Genomic DNA, 23935 nt, shown 5'->3' on the forward strand with positions numbered 1-23935 from the left:
GGGACCAGGCCCGCGGGACCGTCTTTTCCCGTAGCGAAAGGTCTTGCCCGCTACCACGATGCGGTCGCTCAGGCTTTCAGCTGCGTCGGGATGCAAGCTATTTCGCGAACAGCCTGGCGAGCGCCTTGGCGATGTCGCGCGAGACCAGCGGCTTGGGCAACAAGTCGTTCACGTTGGCCTGGCGCGCAAGCGCGGCCATGTTGGGGCCGACGTAACCGCTCATGAGGACGATCGGGATCTCGGGGCGGATCCGGCGGATCTGCAGCGCCATCTGCGAGCCGGACAGGACCGGCATCGTTTCATCCGAGAGCACCGCGTCGAAGCCTTGCGGATCGGTGGCGAAGGCGGTCAGCGCCTCCACGCTGGAGGTGTAGCCCGCGGGCTCGTAGCCGAGCGCCGCGAGCATCTCTTCGCCCAGATGCACGAGCGGCACTTCGTCGTCCACCAGCAGGATGCGCTGCCCGTCGCCGCGCGGAATGCTCGCTTCGCCCAGGGCCACCGCAGCGACGCGCCCCGACCAGGGCAGCCAGACGGTGAACGAGGAGCCGACGCCGGGGACGCTCGCGACATCGATGCCGCCGCCCAGGTCGGTGACGATGCCGTGCACCAGCGACAGCCCCAGGCCGGTGCCGACACCGACCCGCTTGGTGGTGAAGAACGGATCGAAGATGCGCTCCATCGTCTCGGGCTCGATGCCCTGCCCCTCGTCACGCACCATCAGGCACACGTAGTCGCCCGCCGGCAGCTCGCCGGTGGTCAGCATCGCGGCCGAGTCCGCGCGCCGCAAGGCGAGCGTCACCTCCAGCGTGCCGCCGTCCTGCATCGCCTGCATCCCGTTCGTGCAGAGGTTCATCACGACCTGGTGGATCTGCGTCGCGTCGCCGACCACGGCGGTGTCGCCCGCCTCCAGCGTGCGCTGGAGCGTGATGCCGCGCGGCAAGGAGGGCAGCAGCAACTCCAGTCCCTCGGAGACCACCGACTGCACATGGACCGGCACGCGCTCGCCGATGCCCGAGCGGCTGAAGGCGAGGATGCGCTCGACCAGCGCCTTGGCGCGCTGCCCTGCATTCATCACTCCGTCCAGGTAGCGCGCCAAGGCGCTGCCGGGCGCCGCGTCCGAGCGGGCCAGCTCGCCGTAGCCGAGGATCGAGCCCAGGATGTTGTTGAAGTCGTGGGCGATCCCGCCGGCGAGCGTGCCGATGGCTTCCATCTTCTGCGCCTGGCGCAGCTGTGCTTCCAGCCGCTGGCGCTCCTGCTCGGAGTGCTTGCGCTCCTCGATGCTCTCGATCGAGCCGGCCATGCGCAGCGGTCGGCCCCGCGCGTCGCGGATCGCCACGCCACGCTGGCGATACCAGTTCCACTTCGGCTCGCGGGCGGCCGGCTCCGGTGCGCCGGGGCGGCGCACCGCGGCGCGCACCTCCACGTCGAAGTGGGGCCGCTGGCCGCGCAGGTGCGCGCACATTTCTTCGCGCAGCCGCGGCAGGTCCTCGGGATGCACCAGCAGCAATGCCTGCCATTCGCGCCGCTTGCGCAATGGCCGGCTGGGCAGCAGCCCGCAAAGCTGCTGGCCGCGTTCCGAGAAGAACAGCTCCCCGGTTGCCAGGTTCCAGTCCCACAAGCCCTCGTTCGAACCCGCCACGGCGAGCGCGTAGCGCTGGTCGGACTCGCGCAATTGCAGCCGTGCCGCATTCACCCGCGCCACGTGGCGCCGCACCATCAGCAGCAGCGCCAGGATCATGAGGGTCAGGATGACGGTACGCAGGGCCACCCAGAAGACCTGCTCGTGCCACGATGCCAGCACCGTGCCGAGCTCGCGGGAGACCACCACCGTCATCGCGAAGCCGGACACCGGGCGCGCCACCGCGATGCGCGCGGGGCTTCCGGCCGGGTCGCGCAGCAGGGCCGGCGGGCTCTGCGTCACGTCGTCCCGCAGGGCGAGGTAGGCCGGCACCGGCCGGCCGACCGCGGCGTCGTTGGGCGGGAACATCGACACCAGGGCGCCGCCTTCGTGCAACAGCGCGACGGTGGTGCCGCTCTCCAGGTGGACCGCGGCATAGAAGTTGTCGAAATAGCTGGAATCCAGCAAGGCGCCCACCACGCCGTCGAAGCGCTGGGCCGGGCCTTCGAGCCGGCGCGCCAGCGGCAGGGCCCAGCGGCCGTTGGCCAGCCAGCGCACCGGCTCGCCGACGTAGAGGGCGTCGCGCGGTGCGCCCTGCAGACCCTGGACCAGCTCGCTTCCCCGCACGCTGCTGGGGGGCGACGGATACGCGGTCGAGCTGTTCAGGCGCTTGCCCTCGGCGTCGTGGACGAACACCGCGGCGACGTCGCTGAACTGATCCCGCTGCGCCGCCAGTTCGTCGTGCATGGCGCGCGTCTCGAGCGGCGGCAGGGTGCCATCGCGCTGCGCCTCCGCGATGGAGCGCAGCATGATGCCGACGGTCTGCAGCGAGCGCCGGGTGTGCTCGGCGAACACGCGCGCCAGCACGTCAATCTCGTTCGCCGCCCGCATTTCCGCTTCGTCCCGGCTGCGGTTGAGCTCGTACAGCGCGCTCGCGACCAGGGCGCCGACGAACACCAGCGCGCCTACGAAGAGCATCAGGGTGAACCTGGGCTGCTGCATGCACCGCAGCGGCTGGAGTGGAAGATTTCGCATGAACCCTTTGGCGGATTTCCGATCCTGCGCCACCTCTGTCACCGGCTCGACGCGCCGGAACGGGACTTCGCTACTGATGAAACAGTCGCCCCCCGAAGTTGCAGCGGTGACGCATGCACGTGGCCTTGCAACGATGCCGACACTCCGGGCCGCCACAGTGCACCGGCAGCTTCTTGCGCCGGAGATTCACCGTGATTCATTCAGCTTCGATGCCCGCTAGCGCGGGCAAGTACGCCGCAGCATTGGCTGCACTGGCGGTGGCAGCCTGCACCACGATCGGAGTAGGGACTGGGGAGCTGCGGCCGGGAAACACGCCGGTCGAGTTCAACTGGAGCAGTGATGACGGTGGCATGAGCGGCCTCATGAGCGCGCGACTCGGGACAGGCGCTTCGTTCAGCGGTACGTTCATGCAGATCACGCAGCAGGAACGCAGCATCCTCGCGACGGAGCAGTCGGACAGCTGGCCCGGCCAGTGGGACGCGCCCGGCGGGGAGGTGACGTCTCCGCCAGGCGGGCTGACCACGCTTTACTCAGGCAATGTCCAGGCGGATCTCACCAGCGCGGACGGTACGCGGATGCAATGCCATTTCGCCTTGAAGGCGCCGGCGTCGGGAATGAACGGCGGCGGCCAGGGAGAATGCCAGCTCGGCGAGAAAAGCACGATAGCCGCGGTGTTTCACGGTCGGTGAAGCGGCCCGCCGCGATACCTCCCTTTGCCATTCCGCTGGCGCTGTGCAAGCTCGTGCGCCAGGCCGCTTGGCGCGCCGGCTCTGGCGCGCCGTGATGCGCTGGCCGGACTCAGCGTCGCCGCAGGTCTCAGCGGCGGAGCTTGGCTCTGACCGAGGCAGTCATATGCTGCAACACGCTGTCGACCCCCTCGCCGGAGCGGCGTCCGGCCATGGTGACGTCCTCGCTGTCGTGGGCGGACTTCTCCTGCTCCGCGACCTTCAGCAGGTCGGTGACGACCTGCAACTCCTTCACCGCGTCGTGCAGCTGGCCTTCGATGTGGAGGTTCTGCACGAGGGCGGCTTCCACGCTTTCCTTGGTCACGATGGTGCCCACCACCGTGTCGGCCAGTGTCTCGTTGGTCGCGTGCAGGTCCTCCTCGGCCTGGCGAACGTCGTCCTTCACAGCCACGGTCTTCTCGTGGGCGACAGTAACGGGTTTGCCGGGGCGCAGCGGATGCATGGTCGGATGATAGGGGTTGTGCGCCGGCGCGTCTATTTCACTGCGGCAAAGTTGATGGCAATCGCCTGCACCAGTGCCGCAACCAGACCGGGGTCGGGGTTTTGCCCCGCCGGCGTCGCATTGCGCGCAATGGCCTGCGCATACCTCAGCTGCTCAGCCGCCAGGGCTGCTGCCTTGTTCACGGCACGCCGGCCGCCGTCGTCCAGATCAGCCATCGACACTACTTCTTCCATCGCACGTCCTCGTTCGCGCCCGTTCGAGACGCCTGTGCAGAGTATCCCAAAGCGGGCTGGGTTGTCGGCGATACATTCCTCACTCCCCTGAAACGCCCGAGCCGTGCCGGCGCGGGCCGGAAAACGGAGCTCCCCATGAACGACTGGACCACGCTGGCGCGCGCGCTGCGGCAACTGCACCACGCGCTGTTGCAACGGGCACGCGCCGACTACACGCGCGAACACGGGTTGGCCGAGGAGGTGCCTCCCGGACAGCTGCTGATACTGCTGACCCAGGATCCCGCATTCGCGTGGCTGCGCAGCCTGTCCGAGCTGATGGCCGACATCGACGACTTGCAGGAGCAGCCCGCAGCCGTGCACGACCAGGACCTGCGCGCCGCCATCCGGGCCGCGGTCGACAGCCTGCTCACCCCACCTGCGGACGGCGCACCCGCCACTCCATTCGGCCAGCGTTACCGGCAGCACCTGCACGATGAACCCGCGGTCACGATGGCGCATGCGGCCGTCAAGCAGGCATTGCAGGCCTGGCCGGCCAAAGCCGCGGGACCGGTGGCTGCACTGGCGGAGCATCGCCGCAGGATCGAGCGCAAACCCCGATGAAGCCCGCGGCGCGCCGCGCCGCAGGCCGTCACCGGATCACGCGCCGAGTTCGAACACCAGCACTTCCGCGTTCTTGCCGTCGCTCAAGGCGACTTCCGACTCGCCTTCGATCTTGGCCGCGTCGCCCGCGTGCAGCGGCTTGCCATTGACCGTGAGGTCGCCGCGAACCACGTGGACGTAGTACTTGCGTCCCGCTGCCGCCGGCAGCGTCGCCTTCTCGGTCGCGTCGAACAGGCCGGCATACATGCGCGCATCGGCGTGGATCAGGACCGATCCCTCGGCGCCATCCGGCGCAGCGACCAGCCGCAGCTTGCCCCGCTTCTCCGCGTCGGCGAAGCGCTTTTGCTCATAGCTCGGCTCGATCCCGCGCACGTTCGGCTGGATCCAGATCTGCAGGAAGTGCGTCGTCTGGTCCTGCGCGTGGTTGAACTCGCTGTGCATCACCCCGCGCCCGGCACTCATGCGCTGCACGTCGCCGGGCGGGATCGTCTTGACGTTGCCGATCGTGTCGCTGTGCGCGAGTTCGCCATCGAGCACGTAGCTGATGATCTCCATGTCGCGGTGGCCGTGCTTGCCGAAGCCCTGGCCGGCCGCCACGCGGTCTTCATTGATGACGCGAAGCTCGCCGAAGCCCATGTGCTCGGGGTCGTGGTAGTCCGCGAACGAGAAGCTGTGATAAGACTTCAGCCAGCCGTGTTCGGCGAGCCCGCGTTCTTCGGATTTGCGGAGCGTGATCATGTGAGCTCCTGGAGTGGGTGAGACCTTGTCGTGAGATCCAACTGTATGGACGCAAGGCCTGCGGAAAAACAGCACGGGCGTCATCCGCGCATTGCGCTTCGGTCAATAATCGCGCGCCGTCAAACGTCGAGGTAGATATGGATAGGCTGCAATCCATGCGGGTGTTTCAACAGGTGGTGGACGAAGGCGGCTTCGCAGCAGCCGCGCGCAAGATGGACCTCGCGCCCGCCGTGGTGACCCGGCTGGTCAGCGACCTGGAGGAGCATCTGGGTGTGCGCCTGCTGCAGCGAACCACCCGCAGGCTGTCGCTGACCCAGTCGGGCGAACGGTACCTGGAGCGGGTGCGGACGATCCTGTCCGAGATCGACGATGCGGATGCGATGGTGCAGGCCGAAACCAGGGAAATGAGCGGCAGGGTGCGGGTCCTGGCGCCCCCGGTGGCCGCGACGCACACCCTCGCACCGGCGATCATCGGCTTCCAGAAGCTGCATCCCTCGGTGTTCGTGGACGTCCACGTGGAGGACTCGCCCGATCCGGCAGTCCACGACCATGACCTGGCGGTCCTGAACAGCACCGTCCATATCGATCCCGACGTCATCGCCCGTCCCGTGATCCTGAGCCAGGCCGTGTTCTGCGCCGCTCCCGCCTACCTCGGGCAGCATGGCGAGCCCCGGACACCGGAAGACCTGCTGCGCCACCGCTGCCTGCGCCTGCGCACGCCCGGCGTGCGTCTCGGTCCCATGCGCCTGCTCGATCCCACCCAGCAGGACCGCCTGCTGGAACTGGATGTGCCGGCCGTGATGACCGCCAACCACACCGACACGCTGCTGCGTGCCACGCTGGAAGGCGGCGGCATCAGCAGCCAGCCGATCGACCTGCTCGCGCCCTTGCTGAAGGCAGGCCTGCTGCAGCGCGTGCTGGCGCCGTGGATCACGGCGCGGCTCACGCTGATTGCGGCCCTACCGAGCCGCAAGTACATGCCTGCGCGCACGCGGGCCTTCATGGACTATCTGATCGAGCATTCGCGCCGCACGGTGGAAGGCCTCGGGCTGGACATGCCGCAGCCCTGATCCCGGTCGGCGAGTGCAGTCGCTGTACAGCCGGCACGCATCCAGCGCACATCGCTTGGCGCTATCCGACGTCGTGTAGGCCCCCCTACGCAATCGACGAGCTGAGCGCACTGATGGAGCGGGCCTTGCGGGTCAGCGTGCATTGAGGTGTTCATGCCGCGCTTTAGCGCACGGCCGCGGGGACACACGCCGCACCATCGAGGATTGTCGATCCCGCAGCGGCCGAAGAGGCCTGCCCGGCCGCGGTGCTATACTTCGTCCCCATCGCAGCTTCGAACTTCGAAGCTCGCTCCGGACAGTGGGTTCTTAGCTCAGTTGGTAGAGCAGCGGACTCTTAATCCGTAGGTCGACAGTTCGAATCTGTCAGGACCCACCACTTTCCCAGCCCTCTCCCTTCGCCTTCTTCTGCTATCAAACACGTAGCGGCCGCTTATAGGCTCCGTGGATTCGATCAGCTCGTGTAGCCACCATGTAGCCGGGGAGGCGCAGGATTCCGCTCCCTCCTTCCCTGGCCGTCGGGGTGCAACCGCGTCAGTTCCCGTGCACGCCGATGCCCGCGCGCGCGATCCTGATCGACACGGCGCGGCAGGAACGGGCATGACGGATCGTGCGATCGGAGGTGCCGGCGGCCTTCGCGCGAGGGGAGCGCGCATGTTTCAAAGCGTCCCAGGCTTGTCGCGCTGGCGTGTGAACAGCAGAGCGCGGCAGTTGTATAGAACATCGCGCAGCGCTTGTGCCGTTCGCAGCCTCACCTCCAGCGGCTGCGTCGCCCTTCAGCCACTGTGGCGCTCCTCAATACTTCGAAGCAGTTCTGTCACCCGCAGCTCCACGTCCACTATGCGTTGCTCGATCTGAACAAGTTCGTCTTCCACAGCACCCGAGATTCTGCGCCGGGGCTGCGCGGCTATGCGGCGTGCACGCTGCTGCGCGCGGGAGACGTCGGCGGGATCGCACCGATGCTTCGTTGCCATAATCTGCCAGAGGTGGCGTGGGCAACCCCGGTAGGCGCCGGCGCCAGTCCGCCACGATCAACGTGTGATCTGCGCCGTGCGGCACACTGAGCCACGGGAGGGATGTTGATGAGGAAGACGGCTTTGGCGGCTCTCGCGGCCGGCTCGCTGATCGTGACCCGTGCCCACGCGCTCACCGGAAACGACCTTCTGAAGGATCTTCGCGAGCCTGATCGCACCATCGCGACGGTCGGCACGACCGCGTACATCCGGGGCTTCCTCGACGCAGCCTCGGTTTCTCGGATAGCTCAGAGGGAGTGGGGCGGACAGCCCCTCTTTTGCGCACCCGAAGGATCGACCGTAGAGCAAGCAAAGGACATGGTGAAGCAGTACCTGGAGAACAATCCCGGAGAGCGGCATTACGACTGGGTCCATCGTGTTCACTGTCTTGGGACAGGCTTGGAGCTGTCCATAGGCACTGGGGCCCGGTCAGGGTCAGTCGCGGCCGGCTGAACGTCACTCCCCGGATGCGACTGGCTGCCGGCCTGTCGCTACCCGCAAGCACTGCCCACGTCTGACACGGCGCGCTCATAGTCGTCGTGGTCCCTCTTCGCGCGCCGAAACTCCGAATCGCACTCGTCGGAGAAGTCTTCTGCCTCCGCGCATCTGGTCAGGCGTTTCGAGGAGCTCGCGAGTTCGGATGCAGCAGAGCGGGCTTTCGACCTGGCGTCGCGGCATTCGGGCGACGCGGTGTCGTCCCGCACGATGCGCTGCACCTACAGCACCTCGCGAACTTCGGCGGGGCTCAGTTGCTCGATGCGTTTCCTGCCGGCGGCGATGTCCTGGTAGTAGCGAAAGCCGCGCTGTAGATCCTGGGCAGCCGAGGCGGCCGCGACCAGCAGCGCGATTGTCGTGAGCAGAGCCCGCGCCCAGCAGCCCATCGGTGTTCTCCTTCGAGTGGTCATCTTCGCACGCATCAGCGCCGGTGAGCCGTGGTCGCTCCTCCACCGCGATGACGTCACCCCGGCGTCGCGATGTCGCCAACGCCCCCAGAACGCGCCACGATCAGGTAGACGCCGCGATCATCACTCGCCAGGACTCCTCATCCCTGCACCACACCGCGACTTGAGTCCGCTGTGTTGCTCGGGGCGTAAACACCCCCAGCACGATCCTCAGGGAGTTCTCAAGATGCGGCATGCAGCCCAGTACCTCCGGATGTCATCGACGACGCAGCCGTTCTCGATTGGCGCTCAATCAGAAGCGATTGCAAAGTACGCGTCAGCGAACGAGATACGCATCATCGCAACGTACATCGATGAAGCACGCAGTGGCTTGAGCCTCAGCGGGCGAGCGGGCATGCAGCGCCTGCTGTCAGACGTGGCGCACGAGAACTGCCCCTTTACTGCGATCTTGGTCTTCGACGTCACACGATGGGGCCGCTTCCAAGATGTCTCCCTCCCCGATCTTCAGGTTCTCTTGGTCTCCTCGCTTGCCGGATGCGCCTGTGCCAGCGCTGCAGCGAGATCCTGGATGTCCACCGGCTTCAACAGGTGCCGGTCGAAACCGGCCGCGCTGACTTTCACGCGATCCGAATCCTGGCCCCAACCCGTGAGCGCGACCAGGAACATCCCCGCGGTTTCAGGACTGCCGCGCAGCGTGCGCGCGAGCTCGTAGCCGTCCATGCCCGGCATGCCCAGGTCGAGGATGCCGATGTCGGGCCGCAATTCCTCGACGAGCCGCAAGGCATCCGCACCGGCATAGGCCACCTTGACCGTCGCGCCGAACATAGCGACGAGCAAGGCGAGCGAATCGGCGGCGTCGGCGTTGTCGTCGACGATCAGCACCTTTTGCCCGAGCAAGTCCAGCGTCGCGTACGCAGCAGGCACCACCGCTTCTTCGCGGTCGCAGGTGGGCAGGCGCACGGTGAAGACCGAGCCTTTGCCGCTGCCGGCGCTTTGCGCGTCTACCGATCCGCCGTGCAGTTCCACGAGCTTGCGCACCAGCGTCAGGCCGATGCCCAGGCCGCCCTGCGCAGCGCGCGCGGCGTCTCCCACCTGCACGAACAGCTCGAACACTTCGCCCAGCATGTCCGCCGGGATCCCGATCCCCTGGTCGCGCACGACGACCTCGGCGTCGGCTCCGTTGCGCGCCACCGCGATCTCGATCTGCGTCCCCGCCGGCGAATAGCGCGAAGCGTTGTTCATCAGGTTGGCGAACACCTGCACCAGGCGCACCTTGTCGGCGGCCACGTCGATGCGGCCGGCGGGAAGCCGCAGCACCAGCTGCTGGCCGGCCGCCTCGGCGAGCGGGCGACTCACGTCGGCGGCATCGCGCAGCACTTCGATCAGGTCGACGGGCTGGATCTGCAACGCGATCTTGCCGCGGGTGATGCGGGACACCTCCAGCAGGTCGTCGATCAGGCGCACCATGTGCTGCACCTGGCGATCCATCATCTCGAAGAACTTGCGCGAGGTCTGCGCATCCGGCTGCTTGTTCATCAGCACCGAGAGCGCCGTGCGCATCGGCGCCAGCGGGTTGCGAAGTTCGTGCGCCAGGGTGGCGAGAAATTCCGTCTTGCGCTGGTCGGCCTCGCGCAGGCCCTCGAGCGTTGCCCGCAGCACGTACTGGCGCTTGCGTCCGGCCAGCGCCGCCCGCACTGCACTGACGAAAGCGGCAACGCGCATCGGGCGCTCCAGCACCGTCAAGCTGCCCAGGGCTTCCATGATCCGGGCAATGGCCGGCGAGTCCGCGCCGGTGCGCGCCAACACGATGACGGGAAGATCGGACCAGTCCGGCTGCGTCTGCAGGGCCGACAGCACTTTCGCGAAGGCGGGGTCCTGCAGCAGTTCCTCTGCCAGGACCAGCACGCCCGCGCCATGGCCGATTTCGCGCAAGATGTCGTTGCAATCGAGGCACGACGCGCTTTCGATACCGGCCCGCCGCAGCGTTGAAATCATCAGTTCGCAGTCTTTCGCGGTCGCCGCACGCAGCAGCACGCGCAGTTCCCCGCTCGGATCCATCGCAGCCGTCACCCGTGCCCTTGTTCGGTATCCGCTCTCCGCTCCACCGGTGTCGGCACACCGGTGAGGATGCCGCGGAACTCCCTCAGGGGCGGGCCGAGCTCGAGACCGCGGCCGGACATCGTGAAGCTGCGGATCGTTCTTTCGTGGTGCCCGGTGCGCTTCTTCACGACCGAGATCGCCTGCCGGACCTCCCCGTTCGTCTCGAAGTAGCGCAGCAGGATCACCGAGTCGGCGAGATAGCTCGCGTCGACCGGCGACTGCATCTGCGATCCGATGAGCCCCTGGTGCGCGCCGATCATCATCGTCGCCACGTCGGCCTGCGCGAGGTACATCAGCAGTTCATGCAGTTGCACGATCAGGAATCGTTCGTCGGGCATCGCATTGAGATAGCCGTTCAGGCTGTCGATCACCACCACCCTCGCGTCGTGCGACTCCACGGCCAGCCGGATTCCGTGGACCAGTTCGCCCGGAGACATTTCGGCGGGATCCACCTGCCGGATCCGGATGTGGCCGGATGCCAGGTACGGCCGCAGGTCCATGCCCAGGCTTTCCGCGCGATTGACGAGGTTCGTCATCGTTTCATCGAAGATGAACAGCGCCGCGCACTCCCCGCGTTGCGCCGCTGCAAACGCGAACTGCATCGCCAAGGTCGACTTGCCGGTACCCGGCGCGCCCACCACCAGCGTGCTCGAACCGCGCGCGATGCCTCCGCCCAGCAGATCGTCCAGCGTCTGCACGCCGCTGGGCAGCTTGGCCTGAAGGGCCTTGCTCACATGTTCACCGGCGACCAGGCGCGGGAACACGATCAATCCGCCCTTGTCGATCTTGTAGTCGTGGTAGCCCTCGCGGAAGCGCCGGCCGCGGTACTTCAGCACCAGCAGTCGTCGCCGCGAAGAGCCATAGTCGGAGTGCAGCTGCTCGAGCCGCAGGACGGCGTGCGAGATGCTCTGCACCTGCTGGTCATGGTCGGCCGAGGTCATGTCGTCCAGCAGCATCACGGTGCAGCCGCGGCCGGCAAAGAACTGCTTCAACGCCAAGATCTGCCGCCGATACCGCAAGGAGGTGCCGGCCAGCAAGCGCAGTTCCGACAGCGAGTCGAAGACGACGCGCGTGGGATTGAGCTGTTCCACATCGGCCAGCACGCGCTGCGTGGTCTCGCCGAGTTCCACCTCGGAAGGGTGGAACACCGTGTACTGCTCGTCGGGCTGCAGACTCTCCTGCGACGGGAGCAGCTCGCGCGTCTGCAGGCCGGCCAGGTCCCAGCCGTGGGACTCCGCCACGCCCTTGAGTTCGTCGACGGTTTCCGACAGCGTGACGTAAAGGACCGACTCGCCCGCACGCGCACCTTCCATCAGGAACTGCAGGGCCAAGGTGGTCTTGCCGGCGCCAGGGGTACCCTCGATCAGATACAGCCGGCCGGGCGTGAAGCCGCCGCCAAGCACGTCGTCGAGTCCCGGGATCCCTGTACTTGCGTTGTTCAAGTGAATGCCCTCCGGTGGCCATGCGCAGTGATCCGCGCGGCCAGCGGCATGCATCATACGAAAGCAGCCAGCGCTCCTTTGCCCCAAGGGCTGGCGCGGGTGCGAAATGCGCGTTATCGCCGCGAAAGCGCCGGTCCTTCTAGGCCGTCCGGAAAGCCCGCTGCCGCATCCAGCGCGTCGCAACCCACTTCTCGCCGGCCAGCACCGGCAGGGCGGCGTGCAAGGAGAGGGGATCCAGTTGCCCTGCGCTGTTGCAATACTCGAAATACAGCGCGCTGCCCTTGCGCGGCGCCACGCTGATGCCCGCTTCCGGGAACACCGTTTCGCCGCCTTCCTCCGGGTCGTTCAGGTAAGCGACCAGGGTGCTCACGCGCTGGCCGCTGCGGCTGATGGACGCCTGGTTGGCGCTGTTGGTGGGCAGCAGGAAATCGAAATGCGGTGCGCTCTGGGCGCCTTCGGCCGCGTAGTGCAGCACCTGCAGGCCCTCCCCGTTCGCGAGCGGCAGGCCCATGAGGCGGGCCAGGCGCCGGTCGATCCGATCGATCAGCGCGTTCTCCTGCGGCCGGAAGAACAGGCCCTGGCTGGTGCGCTTGGCGCTCGTGACGTCCTGGCCCGACGCCGGGTCGACCAACGTCGAGGGCTGCAGCCGCGGCTGGGTCAGCGCGATCAGCGCGTCGCATTCCTCGGGGCTGAAGACGCCGTCGAGCACGGCCACCATGGGCCGCTCCAGGCGCAGCGCCACGCGCACGCGGCGGTCACCCACATCGATGCTGATGCCGGTCGGGAGGCGCGGCTCCTCGTAGCGGTAGCGTGCGGCCTGCACTTCCTCGGCGTCGATGCCATCCTCGGGCAAAGCCACGCCGCGGGCCCGCGCCGACCACAGCGTCTCGACCACCGCCGTGGCGGCCTCGCCGTCGAAGCCCTGCTCCGCGAGCGTGCGCGCCAGCGGCCCGGGCGGAACGCCGCGGTCCACGTTGTGCAGCACCCAGTCACGCAACTCACGCGTGAAGCCGATGCGCTCATTCATGCGGCGCTCACAGATCCCTGGCTTCCCAGCCCTGGGGCGTGAGCACCATCGCTTCCTTCAGTTCCATGGTGCCGGCGCCGCGCAGCACGCGGTCGACCATCGGGAAGACCTGGCGCACCTCGGGGTCGGCGGCCCAGGTTGCCGGCGTGATGTCGTAGGTGTAGGTCACGATCGTCTCGGCGCCTGGGCCGCGCGAACTCGCTGGCTCCCAGCGCACCACGCGCTTGAGGCTCAGGCGTCCCGCGCAGAAATCATGATCGGCCACGGGGTGGCCGGTTTCGCGCTTGTGGGGCGCGTGCGCCAGGTAGAACTTGCCGCCCGCCTCGGTCAGCTCGTAGCGGCGGGCCTCCGTGCGATGGCGGGCCGCTTCGCCGGTCGTCACCTGGACGACGCTCGACTTGACCAGCCCCAGGCGCTCCAGCACGGGAAGCTGCACCGAATTGCGCGAGCCCTGGGCGGCCTCCTCGCGCGTGACGACCACGGGCCAGGCACTGCGGCCGACGCACAGGTCGCCGCGCCTGGCGAGATAGGCCTGCATGGCCTGGGTCAAGTTCGCTTCGTTGGCCGCGGTGGGGTCGGCCACCGGGGCGCAGGCGGCCAGCAGCGCGGCCGACACGGACAGGGCAAGGGAGATGCGGGGGATCTGATTCATGGTGCTTGCATGCGCTCAGTTGATGCAGCTGCCCGATGTGGGCGCAGAGGTGGGCGGCTGATAGCCGTCGTCGAGGGTCTTGAGAAAGCAGATCAGGTCCTGGACGTCCGCTTCACTCATGGGATTGGCGCTGCCGGCGGCGCGGCCATCCAGGGGCATCTGCGCGTCGATGTTGGCGCGGTAGGCCGCCGGCAGGTCGTCGAACTTCTGCACGGTGCCGCCCACGTACTGGGTCGTGATCAGGCCGTAGGTGGGGAAGTCGCGATCCGGCGTCGCCTTGGCAGTGCCGCCCACGGTCGGATACCAGAGCTGCGGCATCGTGTCGCGCGTGTTGTAGAAGCGGACCACCTGCTCCAGCGAGTGCATCGCACCGTTGTGGAAGAAGCTCGCGCGCTGCGCCACGTTGCGCAGGGTCGGCGCCTTGAACAGCCCGCAGAACTTGTTCGCGGCGCCGGCGGCCGCGGGCAGATGGTCGCTGCGCACCGGCCCGCACAGGCCCATGTCCTGATAGTTCGCGTCCTGGTTGGCCGCGATCGCCATGTTGCGCGGCACGCTGATCGCCTCGTAGGTGAAGTCGGTGAACAGCGCCGAGGTGCCGTTGAGGCCCGCGCCCTGGTAGTGGCAGGACGCGCAGTTGCCGCGATTGGCGTCGGTGAACACGCGCATGCCGCGCGCTTGCGCCGCGGTGAGCTCACCACCGATCTTGTTGCTGGCATACAGGTCGAACTTGCTGCTGTAGGGATGGAAGCTCGCGTCTTCCAGCTGGTAGGCCTGCAGCGCCTGCGTCGCGAAGGTGAAGGCGCCTTCGTCCTGGTCGAGGGCGCCGTCGCCGAACGCCTGCTTGAACAGCGCCACATAGCCGGTCTTGCGCAGCTTCGCGGCCACGTCGGACGCACTCGCGTTGGCCATCTCGTTGACGGCCAGCAGCGGAAAGCGCGCCTGGTCGGCCAGTGTGGCGGCGCGGCCGTCCCAGTCGAAGCCGCCGCCGGGTCCGGGCGCGCTGATGCCGTCCGGGTTGTCCAGCAGGTCCGCGTAGGGCGGGACCACGTCCTTGTAGCGCAGCGAGGGCACGGCACGGGTGCCGGGGCTCTTGAGGTCCGGACCGCCCAATTGCACCGACAGGTCGTTCGGCGGGCCATAGGCGTGATTCGGATCGTGGCAACTGGCACAGGACATCCTGCCGGATGCCGAGAGGCTGGCGTCGAAGAAGATCTTCTGGCCGACCTGCGCCTTGGCGCTGAGATTGCTGGCAGGGACGCCGCCATTCGCGCCGACGCCCGCCGTGCTGGCGGTGGTGGCACCGGAGCCCCCGCCGCCGCACGACACGACGATCACGAGGCACAAGGCGATCGCCAGGACAGCGGCCACCTTCTGATTGTTGTTCATGGGTCTGGTGTTCGCGCAGCGGGCCGGCCCCCGCCGAGGGCCGGCCCCGAGGCTTACTTCTTCAGCGACCAGAGGTTGACCTGGCTGCCGTCCGGGCCCACCTGCGCGGTCGTCGCCGGGTCGATGTCGGAGGACTGCTTCTGAACGTACGTTGCCGGAGCGATCCACGCATGGTTCATCGGCCGCACCGCGTCGAAGTGCGTGTCGGCGCTGCCGGCGTACTCGGGCAGGTTGACGATGTTCTCCGCGATGAATCGCTCGGTGTACTTCGAGCGATTCATGTACGAGCCGGCCACCGCGGGGTCGGCCAGGCCGAACATGTCCTGCAGCGTACGCACGAAGGAGAAGTGGCTGTACGCGTCGCTGTCCACCGTGCCCTTGGGCGCGTCAGGCTGGTTGTTCAGCACGAAGAACACGCTCTCGCCGTGGCCGCGATTGCCGCTCGCGTAGTTGTTGACGGACGTGTCCTTGGCGAAGCTGCCGTCCGCGCTCTGCTTCAGCGGGTTGGCCGCGTTGCCGGCGCCGGCGCTGGCCGTCTTCACCGGGTTCCAGCCGCAGCAGGCGTTGAAGCCCGAGGTGGCAGTGCCTTCGTCGAACATCACGACGATGGCGACTTTCTTCTGGCGATTGGCCCACAGCGGCGAGGACTGGATCTGCTTGACCACCCGGTCGACGTAGTTGTCGCCACGGGTGATGATGGTGTTGCCGCCGCAGTCGCTCGGGGCGCTCTTGCCATCGGTCGCCGTGTACGTGATGCCATGCATGTCGTCGCACTGGTCCGGAATCACGAAGCTCAGGTTGCCGACGTTGCTGCTGGCCAGGTCGGTGCTGAACTGGTCGAAGTCGTAGCCCGCCGGGATCGCGTACTTCGTGCTGTTCTTCAGGTTGGCGTCCCACTGGCCGCCGCCCAGCGTGCGGTTGCTCCAGCGGAACTCCGGTGCGCTGCGCACGTTCTGGTAGGCCATGCCCGGGTGGTGCTTGGTCTTGTACAGGCCGTCCGGCACCTGGAACACGAGGCTCGCGTTGCCGATCGGCGCCGCGTTGCCGCCGGTGGTGCCGGGCGCATACACGTTGTCGGCCGCGGTGACGCCAGCGTCCGCGACACTGTCGGTGCGCAGGTCCTGGCCCGGGTTCATCGACTCGTTGTAGGTGCGCCAGGTCATGCCGCGTGCCGTCAGCGCGTTGAACAGGTTGGGGCTGTTCTTGATGTTGTGGTTCACGGCCGCCGTCTGCGTGCAGGTGGCCTTGAAGGGCGAGCTCGCCAGGCCCGGCTGGGTCTTGTCCGGCAGCGGCAGGTCTTCGGGCGCGTTGGCGCCCGTGGCATCGCAGTTCCACTGGCTGTCGTCCGTGATGCCGAAGTCGTCCGCGCCGCCCAGCGCCGTGTAGTTCGGCTCGCTGGGGTTGCCCGTTGCGTAGTAGCTGGTGAACTGGTTGCCCGCCTTCATGTACGCATTGATCTTCGGTGCGAACGGCGAGTTGAGGATCCGGTTGGTGCCCTTGTTTTCCAGCATCACGATGAAGATGTGGTCGTAGCGCGGGATGCCCTCGACCTGGAACGCGGCCTGCTCGGCTTGCTGGAAGGTGATCGGCTTGCGGCTTTCGGCAACCGTGGCGGTGGCGGCGGTCACGCTGGCCTTGCCGGTCAGCGTGGGATCGCCCCCCGCCACCGCCAGCGCGTCGGGGAAAAGGTCGCCGCGATCGAGCTTGGCGATCGCGTACTCGAAGCGGTTGGCCAGCGCGTTCGACTCCGTGAGCAGCGCTTTCTTCAGCGGCGCGGAGGACACGGTGTTCATGTCGGCCAGCACCTGCGCAGCGCTGGCGCCGACGCGGTCGGCCAGGTTCTGCTTCTCGCTGGCGTAGTCGGTGCCGTTGGCTTCCATCAGGCGCACGAGTTCGGTGGAAAGCGGGCTGATCACGACGGCGTCGCCCTGCTCCGTGGCCTGGTCTGCGGACAGGCGCAGCACGGTGCGCTGGGTCACCTTCACGCCGCTGGCGGTGTTGACGGCGCCGGGACGAACGTCCGCGATCACCGCGGAGCCGCGTGCATCGGCCAGCGTGAAGGCGCCGGTGGCATCGCTGGTCGCTGACTTTTCGTTGTCGTCGCAACGACCGTTGCTGTTGGCGTCTATGCACACCAGCGCGCCCTGGTAGTAGCCGCCGGCCAGGTTGGGATCGGTGCTGCTGCCGGCGGTATAGGCGCTGGCGACGATCACGCCCTTCAAGGCGGTGGCGGCGGCCGTCGGGTCGCTGCCGGAGCTGCCCCCGCCGCAGGCGACGAGGAGCGCAGTGGCCGCGGCGACGGCGGTGAGCGTGCGCACGGGAGAGCTGGTGATCGGACGGGAATCGGAGATGGGCATCGTTTTCGGATCTGCGGTTCGGTGGATGGGGTGCCCACGCCCCGCACCGGCCAAGGTGGAGGTTTGCGGACCCACGCAGTCTCGAAGACGCTCGTGACGGGCTGGTGACAGCCAGCAAGTTCGCGCCGCGCGAGCGCCAGCCGATCCCTTGGCTGGCGCGCATCCCTCCATACTGCGGGGATGCAGCAACTCGAGCAGATCCTCGCGCTGTTCGGCGCGGCCATGCTGCTGGCCGGGCTGGCGCGGCGACTGGGCGCGCCGTATCCGGTCTTCCTCGCGCTGGGAGGCACCCTGCTGGCCTTCGTGCCCGGGGCGCCGGTGCTGCGGCTGCCGCCCGAACTGGCGTTGGCCCTGTTCGTGGCGCCAGTGCTGCTCGATGCCGCATTCGATGCGTCGGCGCGCGATCTCAAGGACAACTGGGGCCCCGTCCTCGGGCTGGTGGTGGTCGCCGTCGGCCTGACCACGGCGGCCGTGGCCGTCGTGGCGCATGCCCTCCTTCCCACGATGCCCTGGGCCGTGGCGATTGCGCTCGGGGCGATCGTCGCGCCGCCGGATGCGGTCGCCGCGACCGCGGTGCTGCGCCCGCTACGGCCGCCGCATCGCATCCTCACGATCCTGGAGGGCGAGAGTCTGTTGAACGACGCGAGCGCGCTGCTGATCTACCGGCTGGCAATCGGCGCGGTCGCGGCGGGGAGCTTCTCGGTGCAGGCGGTGGTGCCCGCGTTCCTGCTCGCCGTCGTGGGCAGCGTGGTGGCGGGGCCGGCATTGGGCTGGCTGATGCAGGCGCTCATGCGCCGCATCCAGCACGTGCCCACGGCCATCATCCTGCAGTTCGTGGGCACCTTCACGGTCTGGGTTCTGGCGGAGCAGGTCGGACTCTCGGGCGTGCTGACCACGGTGTGCTTTGCCATGACGCTGGCGCGCAAGGCGCCGGCGCAGATCCCGGCGCGCATCCGGATTCCGACCAACGCGGTCTGGGCAACGGTGATCTTCGCGCTGAACATCTTCGCGTTCATCTTCATCGGGCTGCAGGTGCGGCCCATCGTGGCGCAGCTGGGCGCGCCGGAACGCGATCGCTACCTGCTGATCGCGGCCGCGGTGCTGGTCACGGTGATCGTCGTGCGACTGGCCTGGCACATGTCGTTCAACGCAGCGCTGCGCTGGCGGCACCGGCGCTTCGGCTTCCATCCGCCGCGGCCGATGCTGCGTCCCACCGTCGGCAGCGGCCTGGTGATCTCCTGGGCCGGCATGCGCGGCATCGTCACGGTGGCGGCCGCGATCGCCTTGCCGCCGGGCTTTCCCCTGCGCGACCTAATCGTGCTGACGGCCGCCTTCGTGGTGCTGGGCACGCTGCTGATCCAGGGCCTCACGCTGAAGCATCTGCTGCGCGCCCTGGACTTGCGCGACGGGGACCCGGTCGGCGAGGAAATGCGCGCCGCCCGCCAGCGCCTGCTCGACACGGTGCTCACCGCCCTGCCCTCCGGCGTCTCGCCGGCGATGGACCTCGTGCGCAAGGACTTCGGCGTGCGCATGAACGACGAGCAAGTGGAAGCGGGCGTGTCGGACGCCTTCACGCTCGCGCATGGCCGGGCGTACGAAGCCGCCTTGCAATCCGCGCGCAGCGCGCTGCTGGCCATGCGTGACAGCGGCGCCATCGGCGACGACGCCTTCCACGCGCTGGAGAACGAGCTGGACTGGATGGAAGTGTCGGATCCGCTGCGCGGCACGAACGCGGAAGAGACCGCGCCGGCGACCACGCAAGGCAGCTAGCGCCCGCTGCGATCCCGGATGCAGCCGGTGATTCTTGCTCCGTGTCTCACACGTCCATCCACATGCGCAGCAGGTTGTGGTACGTGCCGGTCAGCCCGATCACCGACGGGTCCGCTTCGCCGGCGCCAACGCGCAGGCGGCGCAGGTGCTTGTCCATCTCGTAGAGGAGGCGGCGCTGCTCGTCGGAGCGGACCATGCTCTGGATCCAGAAATAGCTGCCCACGCGATAGCCCCGTGTCACGGGCAGCACGCGGTGCACGCTGGTGCCGGGATAAAGCACCAGGTCGCCCGCCGCCAGCTTGACGCGGTGCTCGCCGAAGGTGTCCTCCACCACCAGTTCGCCGCCGTCGTAGTCCTCGGGATCGGCCAGGAACAGCGTGCAGGAGATGTCGGTGCGCACGCGCCCGGCGCCATTGCGCAGGAAGCGCACGGCGCTGTCCACGTGATTGCCGAAGCTGTTGGCGCTGGCGCCGTAGCGATTGAAAAGCGGCGGCGAGATCTGCTTGGGCAGCGCCGCGGAAAAGAAGGTCTCGTGCCGCTCCAGCCCGCGCAGCAGCAACTGCTGCAGCTGCTGCGTCTGCTCGCAGGTCTCGGGCAATTGCTCGTTGTTCTTCGCCAGGGCGGATTGGCTGCCGGCCGTGATGCGACCGTCGCCCCACGGGGCGCAGGCCAGGATCCTGCGCGCCTCGCGCACCTCCTCGCTCGCCAGCACGCCCTTGATCTGCAACAGCATCGTCGAAGTCCTTTTGCCTAGTAGCGCAGGCCCAGGGTCGCGAGCAACTGGCGCTGCGGCCCGAGGATCGTGAAGGCCGGGTACAGCTGGTCGCCGTAGGCGTGGTTGCCTACGTTGTTGACGTTCACCTGCAGGAACACCTCGGGCGTGAACTTGTATTCGACCATCGCATCGACCACCGCGTAACCCGGCACCCGCGCGGTGGTCGATGCGGCGCCTGTGGTGCCTTGCAGCGGCCGGTTTTCGGAGGCGCCGTGCACACCCGCGGCCAGCCGCAACTGCGACGTCGCCTGGTAGCTCGCCCACAAGGCGCCGGACTGCTTGGGCGTGAGGCCGACGCGGGCGCCCACCGAGGCCGCCTGCGCGCTGCCCAACGCATCGATCTTCGCCACCGGAATCCAGGTATAGGAAGCGTAGATCTCCCACCTCGGCGTGATGCGACCCACCACATCGAGCTCGACGCCACTCGAATGGCGCTTGCCCGAAAGCAGGAAGGCGTCGCCAGCGAAGTCCGCATCGGTGGTGCGCTCGTTGTACTTGTCGGTGCGGAACAGCGCGCCGCGCGTGGACAGCTTGCCCTTCAGCCAGTCGAGCTTGGCACCCACTTCGATGTTGCGGCTTTTCTCGGGTGGCGTGTTCGCGTTCTGCGGCGTCACGAACTGGTAGCTGTCGGCCGAAGTATTGAATGAGGTGCCGTAGGAAAAGTGCCAGGACCGGCTCGCCGACGGCTGGTACAGCACGCCCGCCCGATAGCTCCAGGGTGAATTCGACAGGTGCGTGCTGGTGGTGCCGGTCAAGGCGCCGGCAGCACCGGCGGCATACGAAAGCTGTTCGAAGTCGCCCGCGAAATGGTCGTAGCGCAAGCCGCCCAGGAGCTTCCAAGCGGGTGCGACCTGCACCAGGTCCTGCGCGTAGACGCCATAGGAGGTCGCCCGATAGTTGCTGGAGTTGCGCCACTGCGGCGCGTGGCCGGTGCCGACCAGGACAGCGCCGTCGTCGGGCGTGCCCACGGTGGTGGGCGGCCGCGTGCCGAGCGCGGTGCCGTCGTTCTGGAACCGGTGCGCCTGCTCCCATGCGGCGTCGACGCCGGCGAGCCATTCGTGATGCCCGCCGAACGCATCGAAGCTGCGGCTGTAATCGCTTTGCGCGTACGTGGCCTGGTAGCGGTCCTTGCGTGGCGTGAGGCCGCTGCGCCTGAGGAAGGTCGATGCATCCAGCGAGCTCACGGCCGGCGCGCCGGTCGGGCAGGTTCCGGTGGCGGTCGGGGTCACGCTGCAGGCCGCGACCGTGCTGCCCCAGGTCGAGCGGTCGAAGACGCCGCTGCGGAATTGCGTGCGCAACTCCGAACCGTCGGGAAAGAGGTGCAGCCACGAACCGTTGATGTAGCTTGCCTCGCCGTCGGCGAAGTCGGCCGTCGTGCCATAGAACGATCCCGCTTTCACGGCAGCGAGCGTGCCATTGACGTAGCGGATGCCCGAGGGCGGCACGTTGTCGTTGTGCAGGTAGAACAGGCCGACGTTGAACTCGTCGGGCGTGCCCAGGCCCCAGCCGTAACTGGGCGCGATGCCCTGCTTGTCGATCTTCGCGCCGTCGTTGTCCGCCTTGTTCACCATCGCGTTGATGCGCAGGGCCGAGGTCTCGCCGGTGCGGATGTTGAAGTCGCCGGTGGTACGCGCGTAGCGGCCCGTTCCCACGGTGCCCACCACGTCGGTCTGGTTCGCGAGCAGCGGCTTCTTGCTCACCTGGTTGACCACGCCGCCGGTGGAACCGTGGCCAAACAGCATCGAGGCCGAACCGCGCATCACCTCGATGCGATCGAGGTTGAAGGTGTCGCGGTCGTACTGCGAGGGGTCGCGCATTCCGTCGATCAGCAGGTCGCCGGTGCTGGCGATCGGAAAGCCGCGCAGGCGGATGTCCTGGTCGGTGCCGTTCTCCGCGGCAGCGAAGGTGATGCCGGCCGTGTAGTGCAGCGCCTCCTTCAGCGAATCGAGCCTGACGTCGTCGAGCAGCTTCTCGGTCATCACCGTGATCGACTGCGGGATGTCGCGGATGTCCTGCTCGCCCTTGCCGATGGTGGTGCGCCGGGTCTGGATCGCATCCTTGCCTTGCGGGCTCGCCTCGGGCGTGCCCGTCACGGTCACCGTGCGCAGCGCCGGCGTCTCCGCTTGCTGGGCATGGGCCCAGTTGCTGACCGAGGCGGCCAGCATCATTGCCCCGAACGGCGCGCCGACGAGTTTCTTCTTTGCCATAACAGCCTCCAGCCGGTTTCCTGCTTGTTGTTCGGCTGGCTTGGCACGCGGGTGCCTGGCTGGCTGTCGTTCTCAGATGAGAATGATTTGTATTCCTATCAACTGTATCAGAAGCCGGGCCATGCAATCGGGGGAGCGACGCGGGAAGTCCCAATCACGGCGATGGAACCGCGCCGCCAGAATGGACCAGCCACACCGGTTGCGCCCTCAACGATGCCTGCCCTGCAGCACCCCCCTCCCTCCGAAAGCCCCGTCCCGCGGGGCGGCGTGCTGGCCGACGTCTTCCTGGTCGCGGCCATTCCGGTGCTGTTCTTCGTCTTTGCCGCCAAGGTGGAGCTGTCGGAACGCGTGGTCGCCTGGACCGAGCGCCACGAGTTCTGGCAGCTCGACGAACTGCCGCTGACGCTGGTGGTGCTGTGCGCCTGCCTGGCGTGGTTCGGCTGGCGGCGGCTGCGCGAGCGGTCGCGCGAGATCCATGCGCGGATGCAAATGGAGGGGGCCATGCACCTGGCCCTGCAGCAAAACCGCGAACTCGCGCGCCGCCTGCTGCGCCTGCAGGAGGACGAGCGAGGCCGCATCGCCCGCGAGTTGCACGACGAGCTGGCGCAGGAGTGCGTGGGCATCCGCGTGGAAGCCGCCGGCATCGAGGACGAGGGCCGCGCGCGCGACCTGCCCGCGGTCGCCGCCAGCGCGCGCGCGATCCGAGAGGCGGTCGACCGGCTGCACGCGGTGGTCCGCGGCATGCTCACCCGGCTGCGGCCGCCGATGCTGGATGCCCTGGGCCTGGAGGCCAGCCTTCACGCCTTGGGCAGCGGCTGGTCGCAGCGCCATGGCATCGCCTGCAACGTGCAAGTCGCCGCCTGCTGCGAGGGCCTGCTCGACGAAGCGCGCGTCGCGCTGTATCGCGTCGCGCAGGAGGCGCTGACCAATGTGGCGCGGCACGCGGGTGCAGCGCACGTGCAACTGGCGCTGGCTACCGAAGGTGATGGCCACGGCCTCTTGCTGACGGTGGATGACGATGGCTGCGGCATGGCGCAGGGCCGGCGCCATGCGGGCCTGGGCCTGGTCGGGATGGCCGAACGGGTCGCGGGCCTCGGCGGCACGCTGGCTCTCACGGCCTCGCCGCGCGGGGGCCTGCGCGTCGCGGTGCGGGTGCCGGCCGTACCGGAGTTGGCCGCTTGATCCGCATCCTGCTGGTCGACGACCATGCCGTCGTGCGCGAGGGCTATCGCCGCTTCCTGGAGCGCAGCGACGATCTTCGGGTGGTGGGCGACGCCGAGGATGCCGACGCGGGCTTCTACCTCTGGACGCAGTGCCTGCCCGACGTGACCGTGGTGGATCTCTCCATGCGCGGCGCCGGCGGGATGAAGCTGTTGACGCGCATCCTGGCCCGCTTGCCCGAGGCGCGCTGCCTCGTCTTCAGCATGTACGAAGGCGCACTGGTGGCGCAACGCGCGCTCGAAGCGGGCGCCCGCGGCTATGTCACCAAGGGCAGCCAACCCGAAGTGCTGGTGCAGGCCGTGCGCGCCGCGCATGCCGGCCGCATCTACCTGAGTGCGGACATCGTCCAGAGTCGCACGGCCCTGGCGGAAGATGCGCGGCGCCTGGCGGCGCTCACCGGCAAGGAGCACGAGATCTTCCGCCTGCTGGCACAGGGCCGCGCGGTCGCCGACATCGCGCAGCTGCTGCACCTGAGCGCCAAGACCGTCGCCAATCACCAGTCGCAGATCCGGGAGAAGCTGGGGCTCGCCACGCCGGCGGCACTGGTACACCTCGCGCTGCGGCACGGCCTGATCGACGCGACTGCGCCCGCCTTCTAGGGACA

General features: G+C 68.0%; 20 protein-coding genes, 1 tRNA gene and 1 pseudogene. 9 read left to right on the top strand and 13 right to left on the bottom strand.

Going from position 1 to position 23935, the window contains the following annotated elements; translation table 11 throughout:
• Window positions 1-97 precede the first annotated feature (97 nt).
• Window positions 98-2596 (bottom strand): ATP-binding protein, encoded by a 2499-nt coding sequence (locus JWP60_RS09565; protein WP_299789792.1) that lies wholly within the window; start codon window positions 2594-2596, stop codon window positions 98-100.
• A 248-nt stretch (window positions 2597-2844) separates the two neighbouring features.
• Between JWP60_RS09565 and JWP60_RS09570 the strand changes: the two genes are divergently transcribed.
• Window positions 2845-3342 (top strand): hypothetical protein, encoded by a 498-nt coding sequence (locus JWP60_RS09570; protein WP_299789795.1) that lies wholly within the window; start codon window positions 2845-2847, stop codon window positions 3340-3342.
• 127 nt (window positions 3343-3469) lie between these two features.
• Here the strand turns inward: JWP60_RS09570 and JWP60_RS09575 are convergent, their stop codons facing one another.
• Window positions 3470-3841, bottom strand: coding sequence for a hypothetical protein (locus tag JWP60_RS09575; RefSeq protein WP_299789798.1), 372 nt, complete (start codon window positions 3839-3841; stop codon window positions 3470-3472).
• Window positions 3842-3873: 32 nt separating this feature from the next.
• Window positions 3874-4074 (bottom strand): hypothetical protein, encoded by a 201-nt coding sequence (locus JWP60_RS09580; RefSeq protein ID WP_299789801.1) that lies wholly within the window; start codon window positions 4072-4074, stop codon window positions 3874-3876.
• Window positions 4075-4209: 135 nt separating this feature from the next.
• Between JWP60_RS09580 and JWP60_RS09585 the strand changes: the two genes are divergently transcribed.
• The gene (locus JWP60_RS09585; RefSeq protein ID WP_299789803.1) at window positions 4210-4674 is read left to right on the top strand and encodes a hypothetical protein; all 465 of its coding nucleotides are present in this window, start codon (window positions 4210-4212) and stop codon (window positions 4672-4674) included.
• Window positions 4675-4710: 36 nt separating this feature from the next.
• Here the strand turns inward: JWP60_RS09585 and JWP60_RS09590 are convergent, their stop codons facing one another.
• On the bottom strand, window positions 4711-5412 hold the full coding sequence (locus JWP60_RS09590) for a pirin family protein (RefSeq protein ID WP_299789806.1): 702 nt from the start codon (window positions 5410-5412) through the stop codon (window positions 4711-4713).
• 155 nt (window positions 5413-5567) lie between these two features.
• Between JWP60_RS09590 and JWP60_RS09595 the strand changes: the two genes are divergently transcribed.
• The 3 genes from JWP60_RS09595 (at window position 5568) to JWP60_RS09605 (ending at window position 7945) form a co-directional block, all read left to right on the top strand.
• Complete coding sequence (locus JWP60_RS09595; protein WP_363320836.1) at window positions 5568-6482, top strand: LysR family transcriptional regulator; 915 nt, start codon at window positions 5568-5570, stop codon at window positions 6480-6482.
• Between the two features lie 300 nt (window positions 6483-6782).
• A tRNA-Lys gene (locus JWP60_RS09600) sits at window positions 6783-6858 on the top strand.
• Between the two features lie 703 nt (window positions 6859-7561).
• A complete protein-coding gene (locus JWP60_RS09605; RefSeq protein WP_299789810.1) occupies window positions 7562-7945 on the top strand; it encodes a Rap1a/Tai family immunity protein in 384 nt (127 codons plus the stop codon).
• A gap of 263 nt (window positions 7946-8208) precedes the next feature.
• On the opposite strand, the gene JWP60_RS09610 is transcribed toward JWP60_RS09605, so the two are convergent.
• Entirely contained in the window at window positions 8209-8373 is a 165-nt protein-coding gene (locus JWP60_RS09610; protein WP_299789813.1) for a hypothetical protein, read from the bottom strand.
• A gap of 247 nt (window positions 8374-8620) precedes the next feature.
• Between JWP60_RS09610 and JWP60_RS26755 the strand changes: the two are divergent.
• Window positions 8621-8863 (top strand): annotated as a pseudogene (locus tag JWP60_RS26755) (recombinase family protein); the annotation flags it as partial.
• Between the two features lie 35 nt (window positions 8864-8898).
• Here the strand turns inward: JWP60_RS26755 and JWP60_RS09615 are convergent.
• From JWP60_RS09615 to JWP60_RS09640, 6 genes are all read right to left on the bottom strand, one after another.
• A complete protein-coding gene (locus JWP60_RS09615; RefSeq protein ID WP_299789816.1) occupies window positions 8899-10452 on the bottom strand; it encodes an ATP-binding protein in 1554 nt (517 codons plus the stop codon).
• Between the two features lie 8 nt (window positions 10453-10460).
• Entirely contained in the window at window positions 10461-11936 is a 1476-nt protein-coding gene (locus tag JWP60_RS09620) for an ATPase domain-containing protein (RefSeq protein WP_299789819.1), read from the bottom strand.
• A gap of 139 nt (window positions 11937-12075) precedes the next feature.
• Window positions 12076-12963, bottom strand: a complete 888-nt coding sequence (locus JWP60_RS09625) for a 2OG-Fe(II) oxygenase (RefSeq protein ID WP_299789822.1) — start codon at window positions 12961-12963, stop codon at window positions 12076-12078.
• A gap of 7 nt (window positions 12964-12970) precedes the next feature.
• Window positions 12971-13615, bottom strand: a complete 645-nt coding sequence (locus tag JWP60_RS09630) for a hypothetical protein (protein ID WP_299789825.1) — start codon at window positions 13613-13615, stop codon at window positions 12971-12973.
• A gap of 15 nt (window positions 13616-13630) precedes the next feature.
• The gene (locus JWP60_RS09635) at window positions 13631-15001 is read right to left on the bottom strand and encodes a cytochrome c peroxidase (protein ID WP_299789827.1); all 1371 of its coding nucleotides are present in this window, start codon (window positions 14999-15001) and stop codon (window positions 13631-13633) included.
• A 53-nt stretch (window positions 15002-15054) separates the two neighbouring features.
• Window positions 15055-17358: an alkaline phosphatase family protein gene (locus tag JWP60_RS09640; protein ID WP_299789830.1), complete on the bottom strand. Its 2304-nt coding sequence runs from the start codon at window positions 17356-17358 to the stop codon at window positions 15055-15057.
• Between the two features lie 180 nt (window positions 17359-17538).
• Here JWP60_RS09640 and JWP60_RS09645 point away from each other — a divergent pair, with 180 nt between their 5' ends.
• Window positions 17539-19128, top strand: coding sequence for a sodium:proton antiporter (locus JWP60_RS09645; protein WP_299789832.1), 1590 nt, complete (start codon window positions 17539-17541; stop codon window positions 19126-19128).
• Between the two features lie 46 nt (window positions 19129-19174).
• Here the strand turns inward: JWP60_RS09645 and JWP60_RS09650 are convergent, their stop codons facing one another.
• Both JWP60_RS09650 and JWP60_RS09655 read right to left on the bottom strand, forming a co-directional pair.
• Window positions 19175-19861 carry a Fe2+-dependent dioxygenase gene (locus JWP60_RS09650; RefSeq protein ID WP_299789835.1) on the bottom strand — a complete coding sequence of 229 codons (687 nt, stop codon included), beginning with the start codon at window positions 19859-19861 and terminating at the stop codon, window positions 19175-19177.
• A 17-nt stretch (window positions 19862-19878) separates the two neighbouring features.
• Entirely contained in the window at window positions 19879-22110 is a 2232-nt protein-coding gene (locus JWP60_RS09655; RefSeq protein WP_299789838.1) for a TonB-dependent siderophore receptor, read from the bottom strand.
• Window positions 22111-22323: 213 nt separating this feature from the next.
• On the opposite strand from JWP60_RS09655, the gene JWP60_RS09660 reads away from it, so the two are divergent.
• Together JWP60_RS09660 and JWP60_RS09665 are read left to right on the top strand one after the other, a co-directional pair.
• Window positions 22324-23292 carry a sensor histidine kinase gene (locus JWP60_RS09660; RefSeq protein ID WP_299789841.1) on the top strand — a complete coding sequence of 323 codons (969 nt, stop codon included), beginning with the start codon at window positions 22324-22326 and terminating at the stop codon, window positions 23290-23292.
• On the top strand, window positions 23289-23930 hold the full coding sequence (locus JWP60_RS09665; protein ID WP_299789844.1) for a response regulator transcription factor: 642 nt from the start codon (window positions 23289-23291) through the stop codon (window positions 23928-23930). Before JWP60_RS09660 ends, JWP60_RS09665 begins: the two co-directional genes overlap by 4 nt.
• Window positions 23931-23935 lie beyond the last annotated feature (5 nt).

This window comes from Ramlibacter sp. (assembly GCF_028291745.1).
GTDB lineage: Bacteria > Pseudomonadota > Gammaproteobacteria > Burkholderiales > Burkholderiaceae_C > Ramlibacter.